Here is a 17,868-nt window from a genome sequence, read left to right on the forward strand (position 1 = left end):
ACCGACGCTCGCGCCGACGCTGATGCCTCGTCCTCCTGCGTGGGCCGCCGGGTTGTTCCCGGACCTTCAACCGATTGCTCGGTGACCGACGGTCTTCGGTGGATCGGCAACAACAATAGCGGTACCGGTTCAATCAGCCAAAACTGCGTGGGCCCGGCGCACGGGCGGCATCGAGTGTGCTCCCGCGGCTCCGGCTGAGCATGCCGGGCGGCGACACGCCGACGTTTCCGAGCAGGTTGGCGGGCAACGGCCGACCCTGGTCCGTCGCGGCGCCGGGGCTAGCTAGCCGGGCCCCACCAGTCGAGCCGCGCCGACCAGCCCGGCCGCACCGCCGAGCTGGGCCGGCACTACTCGCAGCCCGGCCAGGAAATCGAGCCGGGCATAGTCGGCCAGCGCCGCGCGCAGCGGGTCGAACAGCAGTCGCCCCGATTTGGCCACTCCCCCGCCGATGACCACGAGGTCCAGATCGCACACCGCCCCGACGGACGCGATCATCGCCGCCAGCGCGGTGGCGCCCCTGCGGAAAGCGGTCAGCGCCAACGCATTTCCGGCCACCGCTGCCTCGGCGAGCTCCTTGGCTCCGGCGCCGCGCGGTGCGGACCAGCCGTTGTCGCGGGCCCAACGCACCATCGACGGGCCGGACGCGATGGTCTCCACGCAGCCGCGGCCACCGCACGCACACCGCGCGCCGTCCTGGTCGACCACGACGTGACCGACGTGACCGGCGTTTCCCGTGCGGCCGGGATAGGGAGCACCGTTGAGCACCAGCCCGCCGCCGACACCGGTGGACACCACCATCCCCAGCAGGAATCGGGCGCCTCGGCCCGCGCCGAGCCGGTGCTCGCCCAACGCCATACACACGCCGTCGCCGCCCAGCTCCACCGGCACGCCGGGTACCACCGCCGAAACCCGGTCGCGCAGCGGAAACCCCCGCCACGACGGGATGTTGATCGGGCTGACGGTACCACTATGCCGGTCAATCGGACCGGCTGAGGCGATGCCCACGCCACCAACGGTGCCGCCGGCGACCAGTAACGCATCGGCGATTATCGCGGCGACCACGTCCCAGATCCGTTCGGCTCCTTCAGCAGCCGGGGTCGGACGTTCGGCGGTGTGCACCAGCGAGCCGCCCGGGTCGGCCAGGCCTACGGCGATCTTGGTGCCGCCAATGTCAAGGCAGAGCGTATGCATCAGTGACGGTGGGTGTTGTCGGGCTGTCGCGGGTCGGCGGGATGCTCATACCCCGGGGCCAACCGCACCAACGCGGCGCGGCGCGCGTCCAGCCAGGTTCGAAAGGCGCGCCGCCCGGCGGCGCCCAGCAAATGCGCGGTGATCGCCGGCCGCACCTCCCGCAGCGGCGGACCGGCTATCGCGGGGACCCGCCAGCCGTGCCCACCGGGACGCGGCGCGGCGAACCGCAGCGGGTTGCGCAGATGGTAGTCGGCCACCTGGTCGTCGGTGACCACGACCGCGGCGGTGACATCGGCGAACAGCGCCCGCGCGAGCGGATCGGCCAGCACCGCCGCAGCGACGCTGCCGATCTCCAATCGCGCCGCCACATCCGGCAGCAGTTCGGCTTCGGTCGGAGCGGCTGCCGCGGTCAGTCCGCGCGCCGCCGCCTCGGCGGCGATCAGGCGCTCGGTGACGATCAGTTGGGTCAGCCAGCGCCGCAGCTGGCGTCCCTCGCTGGTGCCGCTTGGCGGCAGGGCGGCCGCGCGCGGACCGTTGCGTAACCATGCTTCCCGCGCGTCGACCTCGCCGACGGGGACGGGAACTCCGGCGACGGTCGCAACCAGGTCCAAGCTCATGTCACCGTCACCTTCACCGCCGGCGAGTACACCAGCCCACCGGCGCAGCCGACCCGCACCAGCGCCCACCACTGGCCGGGTTCCAGCCACGGCGGCGGGGTTACGTCGAATGCAAGCTCCACCGTGCCGCCGGCGGGCAAGACAGCAGCTCGTACGGCCGGACCGAGCCACTCCCAGGTGCCCCAGGGGCTGATCAGGTGGGCCTCGACTGCCACCTCGGCTCCGGCACGGCTGCCGAGGGTGACGGTGAGGCGGGCCGAGTCCCCGGCGGCCACGTCGATGTCTGCCGGCCCGTCGAGGAGGTAGGCCAGCTCCTGCTGAGGTGTCCCGACCGCGAGGACGCACACGTCCTCGACCACCTGCCGCCACGCGGCCGGCGCCTCCCGGTCGGTGACGGCCAGCTGGGCCCGGACCGGATACAGCCCCGGCGGCGTGTCGGCCGGGATCATCACAACGACATCGGCTTCCAGGTATTCACCGGCACCCAAGGTGAACGGCAGCCGGGCCGGCGCCACCGACCAGCCGCCGGGGCACACCACATCCACCGTGCCGCTCAACGCGGAGTCGCTGCAGTCGCTGGCGGCGGTGACATTCAACACCACCTGTTCTCCCGCCTCGGTATTGACCAGCCGGGGATGTAGGTGGGCGACGGCCGGCAGTCCGCCCAGCGGAGCCGGGCCGCGGTTGTGCAGCCAGTAACGGGCATACAGCGGCTGCGCCGTTTCGGCTTGCGGCGCGAGCTCGGCGTCGCCGGGCGTCCCGCTGATGTCGAGCCGGGCCACCACGGTCGCGACCTGGTAGCCGTGCAGGTCGATTGATCGCTTGCGCTGCCGCGGGGATTCCAGCAGGTCGGCCAACTGGAATCCGGCTACCTTACCGACGTCGGAGCCGATCCGGACGCGGGTAGCGGCCCCGGTGGTCTCCACCAGCCGAAGCGCCACCACCGCGGGATCGACCGGCCGGGCGCTGCCGGCCGTCAACGGGTTGCCCGCCGCTTTGAGCGCGCCCAGGTGAACCGCATCGGCGGGTTCGACCTGCAGCAGCGAGCCGACCTCCGGCAGCCTTGGCGCCGATTTTCGCGGGGTCACCGCGATGAGGGGATGGGAGAACTGCGCGCTGCGGGCCGGGAGCCCGGCGCGACGCCAGTCGCCGTCAGCGCAGACCAGGGCGTAGTCGAAATCGTGTGTCCAATGCTGCAGTTGGAAGTTAGAGCCGTCGGGCGCGGTGCGCCGCGGTTCGTCGATCCAGACACCGGACGGCCAGCCGGTGCAGGAGCGCATCAGCGCGGTATGCAAGGTGCCCTCTGTGTCGACGGCGAAGCTGGGCACCCCACGGTTGAGCAGCGCCACCGTGCGGGCCTCGAAGGGTTGCATCGCAGCCGGTGCCTGTTGACTGACTTCGATCTCGGCGTCGCCGAGGTCGGCGATCACCGAGGTGATCGCCGCGGCGAGGTTGGCGTCGTCACGGCCGTCGATAACCAGCACCGGCAGCGCGCCCGGCGCGCGCAGGTCCGCGCCGGGCACCCAGACCGCCGGCAACGGCGCCGCGGCGGGCACCCACACCCTGGCCCGGCCAGTCTCGGCCAGCTGCCGTTGGAGTTCGGCGGTGTATGCGGGGTCGGCCTCGGCCAACACCGCCTTGGCGAATACGTTGCGGTCCGGCCCGCCGAGCGTGATCCGGGTATCCGGCAGGTTGGAGTCCACGTCGAGGTTGCCGTAGCGCGGCTTGTTGGCGCCGCTGCAGGTGGCCGTGACGCCGGCGCGAACCAGCGCGACCATCAGCTCGCGCGCCATGGGGCCCGACATTGTCTCGTCGGGCGAGACCACCTCGGCGACCGAAACCGCCCGGACGGCGTCGCTGCCGGCGCGGACCCGCGCCGCCGACGACAGGCCGAACCAGCCGTAGGCCGGGTCGTCCAGCGTCCACGGGTGCTCGGCGGTGTCGACCGAGCGGTGCTTCGATTCACCGGCGCGGTGCAGCAGCGCGAAACCGCGTCCGACGACGGCATCGCCCACCTCGCTGACCGGCATGCCGCCCCGAACCGGGCACGGCCAGCGCAGCCGCAGCAAGCGGTCTTCGCCGGTGAACCCGTCGACCGTGGTGCGGCAGTCGATGCGGGGCACGCCGTTCCACAGGGTCAGGGTTTGCGTGTAGCGCAAGACCGTACCGATCCGGCCGCGCACCACCAGCCGCTGGCCCAGCGGGCACCGGTAGGCCCGCACCTGCGCCGGCGATTCCGACGAGCAGACCACCGGCCCCTTGGGCAGCAGGTGCCACGGACCCTCACCCTGCGTCGGGTGCGCGGGGTATTCCTCGTAGACGGCAAGCTCGTTGCCCACCTGGCCGTCGGCGATGAGCTGACGACCGTCCTGCATCAGCGAAGACACCGCTCCGCCGCGCGCGGGGTCGACGGTCAAGCGGTAGTGCTCGTTGGCGATCGCGTCACCGGATGCCGGTTGCCAGCCGGCCGGGCCGTCGGCCGCGTCCAGTCGGTAACACCGCCAGCCCAGCGACGGCATGTCCGGCGCCAGCCAGGTGATCGTCCGCCCGTCGTGCTCGACGAGTGCGGGAACCTCGGCGCCCTCGCAGTCATAGACCCGCACCCCGGCGACCTGCGGCGCTTCGAGCCGCACCGTGACGATGTCGGTGCGCCGGTGGGTCAGCGGGTTCCACACGACGACGGCGCCCTCGGTAGCATCGACCAGGCCGGAAATTGACGCCAGCGCGTTGTCGCGGGCGGTGCGGCCCAGTTCCCACGCGTCACGCCAGCCGGTCAGCAGATCGAGGTAAACCTGGTCGGATTCCGACCCGGTGATCGCGTCGTGGTGCGCGCCGTAGGCCAACTGCACCCAGGCCTTGGCCAACGCCGCCTGCGGATACCGGGCGCCGGTCAACACCGCGGCGAACACGGCGAATCGTTCGGCGTCCAACACCGCGTTCTCGGCGGCCCGATTGGCTTGCTTGGTGTCGATGTACGAGACGTCCTTGCCGGTGTAGATCGGGTTCATGTCGCGGGTCTGCGGCGACGGCACGGCACCACGCTCGGCGAGTTCGGTGCGCACCGCCGCGAAGAACTCCCGCGGCAGCCCGCACACGAACCGCGGCCAGGTGTAGCGCGCGGCCCAGTCGCGGTGGATCTCGGTCACCCACTTGTTCGGCGGGGTGTAGTCGGTTCCGACCGGCAGCAGGACGTTCCGGGTCAGCGCAACCCTTTTGAGCTGGTCGAAAAGCGCATACGTGGCTTCCTCCGCCTCGGCCAGCGAGGTCGACGAGTCCATCCACCAGCCCGCCGAATAGTGTGCCGGCATGTAGTGGGTGAGCAATCCGCGGCCCGACGGCGAGATCCACTCGAACTCGCTGGAAAACTGCATCCGGTCAACCGGGCCGCCTTGGGTGGGGCCCCATTGATGGTGTGGCCCACGAGCCCACGAACTCGACGTCAGTCCCGCGTCGGCGGCAATGCCGGGGAATTGCGGGTCGTGGCCGAACACGTCGAGCTGCCAGGCGGTGGCCGGATCAGCACCCAGCACGTGACGTTGAAAACCACTGCCGTGCACCAAGTTTCGAATCGTCGTCTCCGGACCGGTGAGATTGGTGTTGGGCTCGTTGTAGGTGCCGCCCATCACCTCGACACGTCCCTCGGCCAGGAACCGGCGCAGATCGGCACGGTCCTCGGGGTGGGTGTCCCAGTACGGCTTGAGGTAGTCGACTTCGGCGAGCACGAACTTGTAGTCGGGATCGCGACGCGCCAGCTCCAGATGGGCGCGCACGAGTTCGAAGCCATTGGCCTGTCGGGCCCGCCCCGGCGGGTCTTCACGCCACTGGCTGGTGTAGCCGGCCTGGGTGTTCCACCACACGGGGTCATAGTGGAAGTGGCTGACCATGTACATGGTCCAGCCCGGCTCGGCCACCGTGAATTCGAAAGCCAGACCCGCTCTAGGGGCGCGCACCCGCGCGGGCAGCCGCGACCCCACCACCGGCCGGTCCACCGAGACCGCGATCTCGACCATCTCTTCGCCGGAAGCCACGACCGTCTCCCCGCGCAGGCCGTCACCGTCGACGCGCAGCGGTGTCGGTTCGGCGCATCCGGCGACGATGACGCGTACCAGTTGCAGCGGCTGGCCGGGCGGGCCTACGAACCGCTCGGTCGATGCCGCCGAAACCAGTTGCATGACCGCACCTTACGGTGCCTTACCCGCACGACGAAGACGTTCGCCCACCGCACCCGCCGCCGCCTGCACCTCCGCCGGCTCCAGCACCTCGAACTCGGCACCCACGAGGGCGCGGCGCTGATCGCGTGCCGCAGGAACTCGCGTGCGTCGCCTCATCCGGATCGAGCAGCAGCGGCGGCAACGCCGCGCCTGCGCCGAGCCGGTAGCCGCCGCTGAAGCCCTTGCTCGCTGCCACCGGATAACCAAGCTCGCGCCGACGCTCGACGTCGCGCCGCACGCTGCGGCCGGTCACCGACGGTCCGGCGGAAGGACACTACGCCCGGTACACATTGAGTGAATTGATCCTGCACATCAACCGTGAGGCGATCCATCACGGCGCTGAGATCGCATGTCTGCGAGACCTTTACCTGCACAACCAGTTGCACGACCGAAAGGATTGACAATGTCGGCCCTTGCCGCTCCGGTCACCGATGAGCGCAGCGCCCTGCGCGAGTTCCTGGCCTATCACCAGAGCGCCTATTTCGCAGTGTCTTACGGCCTGACCGACAACCAGGCGGGGCGGTCTTATCAAACACGTCACCGGTATGCAAAGGGTATGGATGGCAAGGGTGGCCGCCGCGCCGGACGCCCTGCAGGAGGATCCGCGGCCGTTAGAGCAACGCACCGCCGAACACGCCAACGAATTTGTGATGCGGCCCGAGGAAACTCTTGCGGGTTCACTCGAGGCATTTGCCGCGCAGAACGCGGAATCGCTGCGGCTGGTCGACACCACTGATCTCGACGCCGCGGTGCCGGTCCCGCGGGACGCCCCCTGGTTTCCCAAGGACGTCAAAGCCTGGTCGGTGCGCTGGGTCATCCTGCACGTGATCAACGAACTGGCCCGCCATGCCGGGCACGCCGACATCGTCCGGGAAAGCATCGACGGGGCCACCATGTACGAATTGATCGCCGGCCTGGAGAAGTGGCAGCCGCAGCCGTGGCTGAAACCCTGGCAACCCAAATAGACCGCCGAACGTGTACTCAGTGCGAAAATCCGCGCCGATTTTCGCAGTACATACACGTTCGGCGAAGGCATAGCCCATTCGTTGGCCGCTATTGCCGCGGGTGAGGCGGCGCACGCAAATTGTGAGTCGGCTCCACCAATTTGGCACACTGCACAGATGAGTTCCACCAAACACCGCGACGTGGCCAAGCTCGACCGGGTGCCGTTGCCGGTCGAAGCGGCCCGGGTCGCCACCACTGGTTGGCAGGTCACCCGCACCGCTGCTCGGGTGCTCACCAGGCTGCCGGGCAAGGGTCCGTGGCAGCAGAAGATCATCAAGGAAATCCCGCAGACCTTTGCCGATCTGGGCCCCACGTATGTGAAGTTCGGGCAAATCATCGCCTCCAGCCCAGGGGCGTTCGGCGAGTCGTTGTCGCGTGAATTCCGCACCCTGCTGGACCAGGTGCCGCCGGCCGACACCGACGAGGTGCACCGGCTTTTCGTCGAGGAGCTCGGCGACGAGCCGGCCAAGCTGTTCGCCACGTTCGAAGAAGAGCCGTTCGCCTCCGCGTCGATCGCCCAGGTGCACTACGCGACCCTGAAGACCGGCGAGGACGTGGTGGTCAAGATCCAGCGACCGGGCATTCGCCGCCGGGTGGCCGCCGACCTGCAGATCTTGAAGCGTTTCGCACAGGCCGTCGAACTGGCCAAGCTGGGCCGCCGGCTCTCGGCCCAAGACGTGGTCGCCGACTTCTCCGACAACCTGGCCGAGGAGTTGGACTTCCGGCTGGAAGCGCAATCGATGGAGGCGTGGGTCTCGCACCTGCACGCCTCCCCGCTGGGCCGCAACATCCGGGTGCCGCACGTACACTGGGACTTCACCAGCGAGCGGGTGCTGACCATGGAGAAGGTGCAGGGCATCCGCATCGACAACGTCGCCGCCATCCGCAAGGCCGGATTCGACGGCACCGAACTCGTCAAGGCGCTGCTGTTCAGCGTGTTCGAGGGCGGGCTGCGGCATGGCCTGTTCCACGGCGACCTGCACGCGGGCAACCTGTACGTCGATGACCAGGGCCGCATCGTGTTCTTCGACTTCGGGATCATGGGCCGCATCGATCCCCGTACCCGCTGGCTGCTGCGCGAGCTGGTCTATGCCCTGCTGGTCAAGAAGGACCATGCCGCCGCCGGCAAGATAGTCGTGTTGATGGGCGCCGTCGGGACCATGAAGCCCGAGGCCCAGGCCGCCAAAGACCTGGAGAAGTTCACCACCCCGCTTACCATGCAATCGCTGGGCGAGATGTCGTATGCCGATATCGGCCGGCAGCTGTCGGCGCTGGCCGACGCCTACGACGTCAAGCTGCCCCGCGAGCTGGTGCTGATCGGCAAGCAGTTCTTGTACGTCGAGCGCTACATGAAGCTGCTGGCACCGAAGTGGCAGATGATGTCGGACCCGCAGCTCACCGGGTACTTCGCCAACTTCATGGTCGAGGTCAGCCGCGAGCATCAGTCCGACGTCGAAGTCCAGTAGAGGTCTAGCGGAGGTCTGGTGGAGGTTCGCAGCGGCACCGCGGTCGCGGGGCAGGTGAAGCTGTACTACGAGGACATGGGTGATCCCGACGACCCACCCGTGCTGTTGATCATGGGTCTGGGTGCCCAACTGCTGCTGTGGCGGACCGCCTTCTGCGAAAAGCTCGTCGCCCAGGGTCTGCGCGTCATCCGTTACGACAACCGCGACGTCGGCCTGTCCAGCAGGACCGAGCACGCCGACCCCGCCCAGTCGATGCCCGCGCGGCTGCTGCGCTTCTGGTTCGGCCTGCGCAGCCAGGCCGCATACACGCTGGAGGATATGACGGACGACGCGGCCGCGCTGCTGGACCACTTGGATATCGAGCACGCCCACATCGTTGGCGCATCGATGGGCGGGATGATCGCCCAGGTCTTCGCGGCACGGTTCCCGGAGCGGACCAAGGCCCTGGCGATCATCTTCTCCAGCAACAACCGAGCGTGCCTGCGGCCGCCGGCACTACGCGCCTTGCGGGCCATGCTCAGCGGCCCACCGCCGGGTTCGCCGCGCGAGGTGGTAGTCGACAACGTCGTGCGGGTCACCAGGATCACGGGCAGTCCCGGGTATCGCCTGCCCGAGGAACGCGTCCGGGCCGACGCGGCCGAGAACTACGATCGCAGCTTCGACCCGTTGGGGGTGCGCCGACAGTTCAACGCGGTCCTGGGCAGTGGCAGCCTGCTCCACTACAACCGGCGCATCGCGGCGCCGACCGTGGTGATCCACGGCCGAAAGGACATAATGGTGCGGCCTTCCAATGGCCGCGCGGTCGCCCGCGCGATCGATGACGCTCGACTGGTGTTGTTCGACAGGATGGGCCACGATCTGCCCGAGCCGTTATGGGACGGGGTGGTCAGTGTGCTGATGAGCAACTTCGCCAGGGCCGGCTGAGTCTTGAACGAGGATTGTAGGGTTGCACAAGGAGGTTATCTCAAGTGGCCGAGCTGACACCGTATTACGAGGACTCGCAAGCGGCGTACGACATTTCGGACGACTTTTTCGGGCTTTTCCTTGATCCGACGTGGGTCTACACCTGCGCCTACTTCGAGCGCGACGACATGACCCTCCAAGAGGCCCAGCTGGCCAAGCTCGACCTGGCGTTGGACAAGCTGAAGCTCGAACCGGGGATGACGCTGCTGGACGTCGGGTGCGGCTGGGGCGGCGCGCTGGTCCGGGCCGTCGAGAAGTACGACGTCAACGTCATCGGCCTGACGCTGAGCAAGAACCACTGTCAGCGCAGCCGAGACCGGCTCGCCGCCATTCCCACCCAGCGACGGGCCGAGGCACGGTTGCAGGGCTGGGAAGAGTTCGACGAGAAGGTGGACCGGATCGTTTCGTTCGAAGCGTTCGACGCCTTTCACAAGGAGCGGTACGGCGCGTTCTTCGAACGCGCATACGAGATCATGCCCGGCGACGGGCGGATGTTGCTGCACAGCCTGTTCACCTATGACCGCAGGTGGCTGCACGAACAGGGCATCGCGCTCACCATGAGCGACCTGCGGTTTCTCAAGTTCCTGCGCGAATCGATCTTCCCGGGCGGCGAACTGCCTTCCGAACCCGACATCGTCGACAACGCGCAGGCCGCGGGTTTCTCCGTCGAGCAGATCCAATTGATGCAACAGCATTATGCCCGGACCCTGGACATGTGGGCCGCCAACTTGGGCGCCAACCGCGAACGTGCCATCGAGATCCAGTCCGAAGCGGTCTATGACAACTTCATGCACTACCTGACCGGATGCGCCGAGCGGTTCCGTCGCCGGTTGATCAACGTCGCCCAGTTCACCCTGGCGAAATAGCCCCATACCGGCCCTGGCCTGGGCAGACTCGGTCGTGATTTAGTGCTGCGGCGCCAAATCGGATAACATTCCCCGAGCACTTGGGGGAGCGTTTTTCGGTGCATCTTAGGTGAGCACCGTAGGGCCGGTCCTGGCCCGGAAAGGCATTCATAAGGTCATGGCTGAACAACTGACGCCGCATTTCGACGACGTGCAGGCGCACTACGACTTGTCCGACGACTTCTTCCGGCTGTTCTTGGACCCGACCCAGACCTACAGCTGCGCCTACTTCGAGCGCGACGACATGACCCTGGAAGAGGCCCAGATCGCCAAGATCGACCTGGCGCTGGGCAAGCCGGATCGTGTCCATCGGCGCCTTCGAGCACTTCGGCCACGACCGCTACGACGACTTCTTCGCCATGGCGTACCGGGTTCTGCCCGCCGACGGCGTGATGCTGCTGCACACCATCACCGGACTGACCGGACCGCAGATCGTCGAGCGCGGCATGCCGATGACCTTCGAGATGGCGCGCTTCATCAAGTTCATCGTGACCGAGATCTTCCCCGGTGGCCGGTTGCCCTCGATCGAGAAAGTCGAGGAGCACGCGGGCAAGGCCGGCTTCACCCTGACTCGGCGCCAGTCGCTGCAGCCCCACTATGCACGGACCCTGGACCTATGGGCGCAGGCGCTGGAGGCGCACCAGGACGAGGCCATCGCGATCCAGTCCGACGAGGTCTACGAGCGCTACATGAAGTACCTGACCGGTTGCGCCAAGGCGTTCCGCATCGGCTATATCGACGTCAACCAGTTCACCCTGGAGAAGTAGTGACTGCGACCATCGCAGATCCCAGTCGGGAAAAACCGGCCTCGCAGCGACTTTCAATGCGATGGATGCGCCCTACCCGGTGTAGGGTGCCGTGGATGATCACCGCGTGAGGGTGTTCGTCTGTTCTTGGAGGACATATGGCTGGTAAGACAACAAGTGCGGTGAGCACCCGGTCCAACTTGGACGACGTCCAAGCTCATTACGACTTATCCAACGAGTTTTTCGCCCTGTTCGTCGACCCCACCCGCACCTACAGCTGCGCGTACTTCGAACGCGACGACATGACCCTGCACGAAGCCCAGCTCGCCAAGATCGACCTGACGCTGGACAAGCTGGGACTGCAGCCCGGGATGACGCTGCTCGACATCGGTTGCGGCTGGGGCTCGGTGCTCAAGCGCGCGGTCGAGAAGTACGACGTCAACGTCGTGGGGCTGACGCTTTCCAAAAACCAGCACGCCTACTGCCAGCAGCTGCTCGACGAGGTCGACAGCAGCCGCTCGCGCCGGGTGCTGCTGCGCGACTGGTCCGAGTTCACCGAACCGGTGGACCGCATTGTCGTCATCGAAGCGTTGGAGCACTTCGGCTTCCACCGCTATGACGACTTCTTCAAGTTCGCCTACCAAGCCCTGCCCGCCGATGGCGTGATGCTGTTGCACTCGATCACTGGATTGCATGTCAAGCAGGTCATGGAACGCGGCATACCGTTGACCATGGAGATGGCCAAGTTCATCAGGTTCATCGTGACCGACATCTTCCCGGGCGGCCGGCTGCCGATGATCGAGACCGTCGAAGAGCACGCGCAGAACGTCGGTTTCACGGTGGCCCGCCGCCAGTCGCTGCAGCTGGACTTCGCCAAGACTCTGGACTTTTGGGCCGAGGCACTGGAGGCGCGGAAGGACGAGGCGATCGCCATCCAGTCCGAGGAGGTCTACGAGCGCTACATGAAGTACCTGACCGGCTGCGCCAAGGCATTCCGGATGGGCTACATCGACTGCAACCAGTTCACACTCGCCAAGTAGACTCTGGTGCCACAGACGGGCCATGGGTGCACACGCTCGCGTCGATAGGTAGTAACGCCTCGGGGATTCGTCGGGTGGTTGCACAAATCAAATCGAGGCTTCGCGTGCGTTCGGGCAATGATCACTATCCAGGAGAACAGGACGACAATGGCTGAAAATACGCCGACACAGACGAAGACCCGGACGCGCTCGGAAGATATCCAGGCGCACTACGACGTCTCCGATGACTTCTTCGCCCTGTTTCAAGACCCGACCCGGACCTACAGCTGCGCCTACTTCGAGCGCGACGACATGACACTCGAAGAAGCTCAGTACGCCAAGATCGACCTCAACCTGGACAAGTTGGATCTCAAGCCGGGCATGACGCTGCTCGACATCGGCTGCGGTTGGGGTACCACGATGAGGCGGGCCGTCGAGCGCTTCGACGTCAACGTGATCGGCCTGACCCTGTCCAAGAACCAGCATGCCCGCTGTGAGCAGGTGCTGGCCTTCGTTGACAGCAACCGCTCGCGTCAGGTGCGGCTGCAAGGCTGGGAGGACTTCACCGAGCCCGTCGACCGGATCGTCTCCATCGAGGCCTTCGAGCACTTCGGACACGAGAACTACGACGACTTCTTCAAACGGTGTTTCGACATCATGCCCGAGGACGGCCGGATGACCGTCCAGAGCAGCGTCGGCTATCACCCGTTCGAGATGGCCGCCCGCGGCAAGAAGCTGAGCTTCGAGACGGCGCGCTTCATCAAGTTCATCATCACCGAGATCTTTCCCGGCGGTCGGCTGCCGTCGACCGAGATGATGGTCGAACACGGCGAGAAGGCCGGTTTCATCGTCCCCGAACCCCTTTCGCTGCGCCCGCACTACATCAAGACGTTGCGGATCTGGGGCGACACGCTGGAGTCGAATCGGGACAAGGCCATCGAGGTCACCTCCGAAGAGGTCTACAACCGGTACATGAAGTACCTGCGTGGCTGCGAGCACTACTTCACCGACGAGATGCTGGACTGCAGCCTGGTCACCTACCTCAAGCCGGGCGCGGCCGCCGCCTAGCTAGTTGGTGTCGGATTAGGGCTGCGCCGTTCGTCTAACAGGTAGAAAGTGACGCACCGGGTTTCGCTCACTACCGCAGGTGACGACATGCAGTACTTCGCCCTATTGATCAGCCAGGAGCGCGACCGCACGCCCGACGAGCGGGCCAGCGAGATGGCGGCCTACGAGGCCTTTCACACCAGGTGGCTTCGGCGATCCGCGGCGGTGACGCGCTGCTGCCGGCGGCGACCGCCGTGCGCATCACCGGCGGGCCCGACGCGCCGATCGTCACCGACGGCCCGTTCGCCGAGACCGCGGAGGTGGCCGGCGGCTACTACCTGTTCGAAGCCGAAAACCTGGATGGGCACTGGCTTTCGCGCGCGACATCCCCGCCGCCAAGCACGGCGCGGTGGAGGTCTGGCCGATGTTCGGCAGCTTCCAACCGACCCGGCGGGAAGGCAGCCGCGGTCGCGCCGGACAGCCCCGAATGGCAGGCGTTGGCCGCACCGCACCACGAATTCATGGCCGCAGCAGGCGATCACATCACCGGCGGAGCCGCCCTGCATGAACCATCCACCGCGACCACCGTGCGGGTGCGTGGCGGCGAGGTCCTCATCACCGACGGGCCCTACGCCGAGGCACCGAGGTGGCCAACGGCTTCTATGTGCTCAGCGCAGCCGACTGGGACGAGGCCGTCAAGCTCCCGTCGATGACCCTGCCTCCGCCCGTGCACCTACGTCAGCAGGCCGGTATATCCGGACTGTAACGATCTGCCGATGGTCAACCTGGCCAGCGTCTTCCGTCGCGAATGGGGTCCGGCCGTCGCCGCGATCACCCGCTGGTCCGGCGACCTGACCATTGCCGAAGACGCCGTCCAGGAGGCCTGCGCGGAAGCGCTTCGCACCTGTTGCCGTGACGGACCGCCGGAACGGCTCGGGGGGTGGCTGGTAACGGTCGCCCGCAACCGCGTCCGGGACCGCCTTCGCCGCGAATCTGCGCGCCCTGGAAAGGAAATGGCGGCCGTGATAGACGAGATTCGGGCGCGTACCGATGGCAGCGACCCACATCCGGTTCGCGACGACGAACTACGGATGATGTTCACCTGCGCCCACCCGGCATTGGACCGGCAGTCGCAGCTAGCGCTCACACTTCGGCTGGTGTCCGGGCTGACCGTTGCGGAGATCGTCCCGCGCGCCGCTGCAGACCGAGACTGCGGTCGGTCAGCGAATCACCCGCGCCAAGAACAAGGTTCGCCGTGCCAATATCCCGCTGCGAGTGCTGCCGGCCGAGGTGCTGGCCGAGCGGACTCCGCATGTGCTCGACTGCATCTACTCGGTGTTCACCGAGGGCTACTGGTCCACGGCAGGTCCGTCGGCGATTCGTGACGAACTGTGCGACGAGGGAACCCGGTTGGCCGGAGAGCTGTGTGCGCTGATGCTGAACGAACTGGACGCACCTGCGCTGGCGGCCCTTGTGCTGCTGCATGATTCGCGGCGAGCGACGCGGGTGGACGCCTCCGGGGCGCTGGTGCCGCTGGGAGGAACAAGACCGTCACCGCTGGGACCGCGGCCGCATCGCCCGCGGCCTGGACCGGCTCCGGCAGGCCCGGGGAGCGACCGGACCGTACCTGCCGCAGGCGGTCATCGCGGCATTGCATGCGACGGCACCTTCGTGGAAGCAGACCGACTGGACCGCGATCTGTGCGGGCTATGACCGGCTATTGAAGCTGACCGACTCGCCGGTGGTGCTGGCCAACCGAGCACTGGCGGTTGGTTTCCGCGACGGCCCCGGCGCCGGTTTGGCGGCACTGGAAAAGGTGGCTCACCACCCGCGACTGGCCCGTTCCAACCTGGTCGCTTCGGTGCGTGCCGATCTGCTGCGCCGCGCCGGACGCCGATCCGAAGCCCTGGTCTGGTACCGAAGGCGTTGGACGGCAACGGTTCCGAGCCGGGCCGGGCATTCCTGCGGCGCCGCATCGCCGAGTGCGGCGGCTAACACCGCCGAGCAGACACAGAATCGCATCGCTTCGGCGATTGTTGTGCGATTCCGCGTCTGCTCGCCGGGGGAAATTAGGCCTCGGCGAAGTTGCGGGTGATGGACGGGTCGACCGGAATGCCGGGGCCGGTCGTCGTCGACACGGTGATCTTCTTCAGATAGCGGCCCTTCGATGCCGACGGCTTGAGCCGCAGCACCTCGTCGAGTGCGACGCCGTAGTTCTCGGCCAGCCGCTTCTCGTCGAACGACGCCTTGCCGATGATGAAGTGCAGGTTGGCTTGCTTGTCCACCCGGAAGTTGATTTTGCCGCCCTTGATGTCGGCGACGGCCTTGGCGACGTCGGGGGTGACGGTGCCGGTCTTGGGGTTGGGCATCAGGCCGCGAGGGCCCAGCACCCGGGCGATGCGACCGACCTTGGCCATCTGGTCGGGAGTCGCGATCGCGGCGTCGAAGTCCAAGAACCCGCCCTGGATCTTCTCGATCAGGTCGTCACTGCCGACAACGTCGGCTCCCGCGGCGACGGCAGCATCGGCCTTTTCCCCTACCGCGAACACCGCGACACGCGCGGTCTTGCCGGTGCCGTGGGGCAGGTTGACGGTGCCGCGGACCATCTGATCGGCCTTGCGCGGGTCAACCCCGAGCCGGATCGCCACCTCGACGGTCGCGTCCTGCTTGGTCGACGACGTCTCCTTGGCGAGCTTGGCCGCCTCCAGCGGCGTATAGAGCTTGCTGCGATCCACCTTTTCGGCGGCGGCGCGGTATGCCTTGCTGGTCTTGCTCATATCCGATATCCAATCTGGTGTTGGGTCGTGGTTTCCAAACGGGCCGAAGCGAGCCCTCCCACAAGTCGGCTCTATGCCGACCTATTCGACGGTGATGCCCATCGACCGGGCGGTGCCGGCGATGATCTTGGCCGCGGCGTCGATGTCGTTGGCGTTGAGGTCGGTCTTCTTGGTCTCGGCGATCTCGCGGACCTGATCCCAGGTGACCTTGGCGACCTTGTTCTTATGCGGCTCCGCCGAACCCTTGGCCACACCTGCGGCCTTGAGCAGCAGCTTGGCCGCGGGCGGCGTCTTCAGCGCGAAAGTGAAGCTGCGGTCCTCGTAGACCGTGATCTCCACCGGGATGACCTGGCCGCGCTGGTTTTCCGTTGCGGCGTTGTACGCCTTGCAGAACTCCATGATGTTGACGCCGTGCTGACCGAGCGCAGGGCCAACCGGCGGCGCCGGGTTGGCCTGACCCGCCACGATTTGCAGCTTGATCAGCCCGGCGACCTTCTTCTTCTTCGGGGGCATGGCGACTCGCTTGTTCCTTCCTGGTTAAACCTGGTTGATGCGCTGTGCTTGACTGTCCGCCCGCTCCGGCCGGCGGGGGCGGGACCCCGCCTGCGGCAGGCCGGCTAGATCTTGGAGACCTGGCTGAAGGTAAGCTCCACCGGTGTCTCGCGGCCGAAGATCGAGACCAGCACCTTGAGCTTCTGCTGTTCGGCATTGACCTCGCTGATGGTGGCCGGCAATGTGGCGAACGGCCCGTCCATGACGGTGACCGATTCGCCCACCTCGTAGTCGACCTCGACAACCGGACGTTCCAGCCCGCCCGCTTCGGCGATGGCGGCGGTGCTGGCCGCCCCCTTCGCCGCCTTCTTCGCCGCTACCCGGGGCAGCAGGAACTTCACCACGTCGTCGAGGGAGAGCGCCGATGGGCGCGAGGTTGCCCCGACGAACCCGGTGACCCCGGGCGTGTTGCGCACGGCTGCCCAGGAGTCGTCGGTCAGGTCCATGCGCACCAGGATGTAGCCGGGCAGCACCTTGCGGTTGACCTGCTTGCGTTGGCCGTTCTTGATCTCGGTGACCTCTTCGGTGGGCACCTCCACCTGGAAGATGTAGTCACCGACGTCAAGGTTCTGCACCCGGGTTTCCAGGTTGGCTTTGACCTTGTTCTCGTACCCCGCGTAGGAGTGGATGACGTACCAGTCGCCGGGCTTGCTGCGCAGTTCCGCCTTGAGCGCAGCGGCCGGGTCGACCTCTTCAGCGGGGGCTGCTACTTCCTGGGCGGTAGTGGCCTCTTGCAGGTCCACCGCCTCACCCGCGGACGTGTCACCGTCGAAGGTAGTCACGGTTTTCAGTCCTCTCTGTCACTGCCAAGTCTCAGCCGAACACCAGCATCACGAGCCTGCCCAGGCCGAGATCGGCGCCGCCCACCAGCGCCACCATGAAGGCAAGGAATACCAGCACCACCGACGTGTAGGTGATCATCTGTCTGCGGTTTGGCCAGATCACTTTCCGCATCTCGGCCACAACCTGCTTCATGTAGTTGTAGACGAAGATGAACGGGTTGGCCGAGCGTGCGGCCGGTCTGCCGGCCTTCGTGGTTTTCTTGGCCTTCACCGACTTCTTAGCCGATGTCTTAGCCGACTTCTCAGCCGACTTCGTGTCTTTCTTGGAGCCCTTCTTCGAGACCTCGGTCGCGGTCGATGACTCCGTGTCCTCGGCGTCCTCGTCGGCCGCTACCGCACGCTGCCGAGACCGCTTGCCGGTCGGTCGTTGCGGCCGCACCACGGACTTCGTCACCACGGCCGTGCGCCCACCGCTGTCGCTGCCATCCTCGGTTGCGCCGCCGTCGCTTGCGGCGCCGTCGGCGGCGTCGCGCTTGTCGCTCACCGCGTGCTCCTTTGTTCGCTAACTATCCCGCCAGCCGTCCCGC

12 protein-coding genes and 6 pseudogenes are annotated in these 17,868 nt (G+C 66.9%); 10 read left to right on the forward strand and 8 right to left on the reverse strand.

Translation table 11 applies throughout. From position 1 onward, the window contains the following. Positions 1-282 precede the first annotated feature (282 nt). From CDN38_RS09265 to CDN38_RS30605, 4 genes and pseudogenes are all read right to left on the reverse strand, one after another. Positions 283-1,191 (reverse strand): ROK family protein, encoded by a 909-nt coding sequence (locus CDN38_RS09265; protein WP_075511136.1) that lies wholly within the window; start codon positions 1,189-1,191, stop codon positions 283-285. Further along, positions 1,191-1,808 carry a DUF7158 domain-containing protein gene (locus CDN38_RS09270; RefSeq protein WP_099319360.1) on the reverse strand — a complete coding sequence of 206 codons (618 nt, stop codon included), beginning with the start codon at positions 1,806-1,808 and terminating at the stop codon, positions 1,191-1,193. Before CDN38_RS09270 ends, CDN38_RS09265 begins: the two co-directional genes overlap by 1 nt. Next, positions 1,805-5,980, reverse strand: a complete 4,176-nt coding sequence (locus CDN38_RS09275) for a glycoside hydrolase family 38 N-terminal domain-containing protein (protein WP_075511137.1) — start codon at positions 5,978-5,980, stop codon at positions 1,805-1,807. Before CDN38_RS09275 ends, CDN38_RS09270 begins: the two co-directional genes overlap by 4 nt. 130 nt (positions 5,981-6,110) lie before the next feature. Further along, a pseudogene (locus tag CDN38_RS30605) lies at positions 6,111-6,272 on the reverse strand (transcriptional regulator); the annotation flags it as partial. A gap of 4 nt (positions 6,273-6,276) precedes the next feature. Between CDN38_RS30605 and CDN38_RS30610 the strand changes: the two are divergent. From CDN38_RS30610 to CDN38_RS09325, 10 genes and pseudogenes are all read left to right on the forward strand, one after another. After that, positions 6,277-6,420 (forward strand): annotated as a pseudogene (locus tag CDN38_RS30610) (DinB family protein); the annotation flags it as partial. Between the two features lie 2 nt (positions 6,421-6,422). Next, a pseudogene (locus CDN38_RS09285) lies at positions 6,423-6,984 on the forward strand (DinB family protein). 156 nt (positions 6,985-7,140) lie between these two features. Then, positions 7,141-8,490: an ABC1 kinase family protein gene (locus CDN38_RS09290; RefSeq protein ID WP_075511138.1), complete on the forward strand. Its 1,350-nt coding sequence runs from the start codon at positions 7,141-7,143 to the stop codon at positions 8,488-8,490. A 15-nt stretch (positions 8,491-8,505) separates the two neighbouring features. Continuing rightward, positions 8,506-9,414 (forward strand): alpha/beta fold hydrolase, encoded by a 909-nt coding sequence (locus CDN38_RS09295; RefSeq protein ID WP_269821533.1) that lies wholly within the window; start codon positions 8,506-8,508, stop codon positions 9,412-9,414. Positions 9,415-9,458: 44 nt separating this feature from the next. Further along, positions 9,459-10,319 carry a mycolic acid methyltransferase MmaA1 gene (gene mmaA1, locus CDN38_RS09300; RefSeq protein WP_075511140.1) on the forward strand — a complete coding sequence of 287 codons (861 nt, stop codon included), beginning with the start codon at positions 9,459-9,461 and terminating at the stop codon, positions 10,317-10,319. Between the two features lie 157 nt (positions 10,320-10,476). After that, positions 10,477-11,125, forward strand: a pseudogene (locus tag CDN38_RS09305) (class I SAM-dependent methyltransferase). Between the two features lie 137 nt (positions 11,126-11,262). Then, entirely contained in the window at positions 11,263-12,144 is an 882-nt protein-coding gene (gene mmaA3, locus CDN38_RS09310; RefSeq protein ID WP_075513354.1) for a methoxy mycolic acid synthase MmaA3, read from the forward strand. 117 nt (positions 12,145-12,261) lie between these two features. Next, on the forward strand, positions 12,262-13,191 hold the full coding sequence (gene mmaA4 / locus CDN38_RS09315; RefSeq protein WP_408633009.1) for a hydroxymycolate synthase MmaA4: 930 nt from the start codon (positions 12,262-12,264) through the stop codon (positions 13,189-13,191). An 87-nt stretch (positions 13,192-13,278) separates the two neighbouring features. Then, a pseudogene (locus tag CDN38_RS09320) lies at positions 13,279-13,936 on the forward strand (YciI family protein). Between the two features lie 10 nt (positions 13,937-13,946). Then, a pseudogene (locus tag CDN38_RS09325) lies at positions 13,947-15,165 on the forward strand (RNA polymerase sigma factor). Positions 15,166-15,239: 74 nt separating this feature from the next. On the opposite strand, the gene rplA reads toward CDN38_RS09325, so the two are convergent. The 4 genes from rplA to secE form a co-directional block, all read right to left on the reverse strand. Further along, positions 15,240-15,947 carry a 50S ribosomal protein L1 gene (gene rplA / locus CDN38_RS09330; protein WP_075513352.1) on the reverse strand — a complete coding sequence of 236 codons (708 nt, stop codon included), beginning with the start codon at positions 15,945-15,947 and terminating at the stop codon, positions 15,240-15,242. A gap of 81 nt (positions 15,948-16,028) precedes the next feature. After that, entirely contained in the window at positions 16,029-16,460 is a 432-nt protein-coding gene (gene rplK / locus CDN38_RS09335) for a 50S ribosomal protein L11 (protein ID WP_036398447.1), read from the reverse strand. Positions 16,461-16,564: 104 nt separating this feature from the next. Continuing rightward, entirely contained in the window at positions 16,565-17,281 is a 717-nt protein-coding gene (gene nusG, locus CDN38_RS09340; RefSeq protein ID WP_075513351.1) for a transcription termination/antitermination protein NusG, read from the reverse strand. A gap of 31 nt (positions 17,282-17,312) precedes the next feature. Continuing rightward, positions 17,313-17,825 carry a preprotein translocase subunit SecE gene (gene secE / locus CDN38_RS09345; protein ID WP_075513350.1) on the reverse strand — a complete coding sequence of 171 codons (513 nt, stop codon included), beginning with the start codon at positions 17,823-17,825 and terminating at the stop codon, positions 17,313-17,315. Positions 17,826-17,868 lie beyond the last annotated feature (43 nt).

It is taken from the genome of Mycobacterium ostraviense (assembly GCF_002705925.1).
Lineage (GTDB): Bacteria > Actinomycetota > Actinomycetes > Mycobacteriales > Mycobacteriaceae > Mycobacterium > Mycobacterium ostraviense.

Excerpts from the sequence above, each read along its gene's own strand:
- CDN38_RS09265 (WP_075511136.1), bottom strand. The coding sequence starts at position 1,191 with ATGCATACGCTCTGCCTTGACATTGGCGGCACCAAGATCGCCGTAGGC.
- CDN38_RS09275 (WP_075511137.1), bottom strand. The coding sequence starts at position 5,980 with ATGCAACTGGTTTCGGCGGCATCGACCGAGCGGTTCGTAGGCCCGCCC.
- rplK (WP_036398447.1), bottom strand. The coding sequence starts at position 16,460 with ATGCCCCCGAAGAAGAAGAAGGTCGCCGGGCTGATCAAGCTGCAAATC.
- mmaA4 (WP_408633009.1), top strand. The coding sequence starts at position 12,262 with ATGATCACTATCCAGGAGAACAGGACGACAATGGCTGAAAATACGCCG.
- mmaA3 (WP_075513354.1), top strand. The coding sequence starts at position 11,263 with ATGGCTGGTAAGACAACAAGTGCGGTGAGCACCCGGTCCAACTTGGAC.
- rplA (WP_075513352.1), bottom strand. The coding sequence starts at position 15,947 with ATGAGCAAGACCAGCAAGGCATACCGCGCCGCCGCCGAAAAGGTGGAT.
- CDN38_RS09270 (WP_099319360.1), bottom strand. The coding sequence starts at position 1,808 with ATGAGCTTGGACCTGGTTGCGACCGTCGCCGGAGTTCCCGTCCCCGTC.
- CDN38_RS09290 (WP_075511138.1), top strand. The coding sequence starts at position 7,141 with ATGAGTTCCACCAAACACCGCGACGTGGCCAAGCTCGACCGGGTGCCG.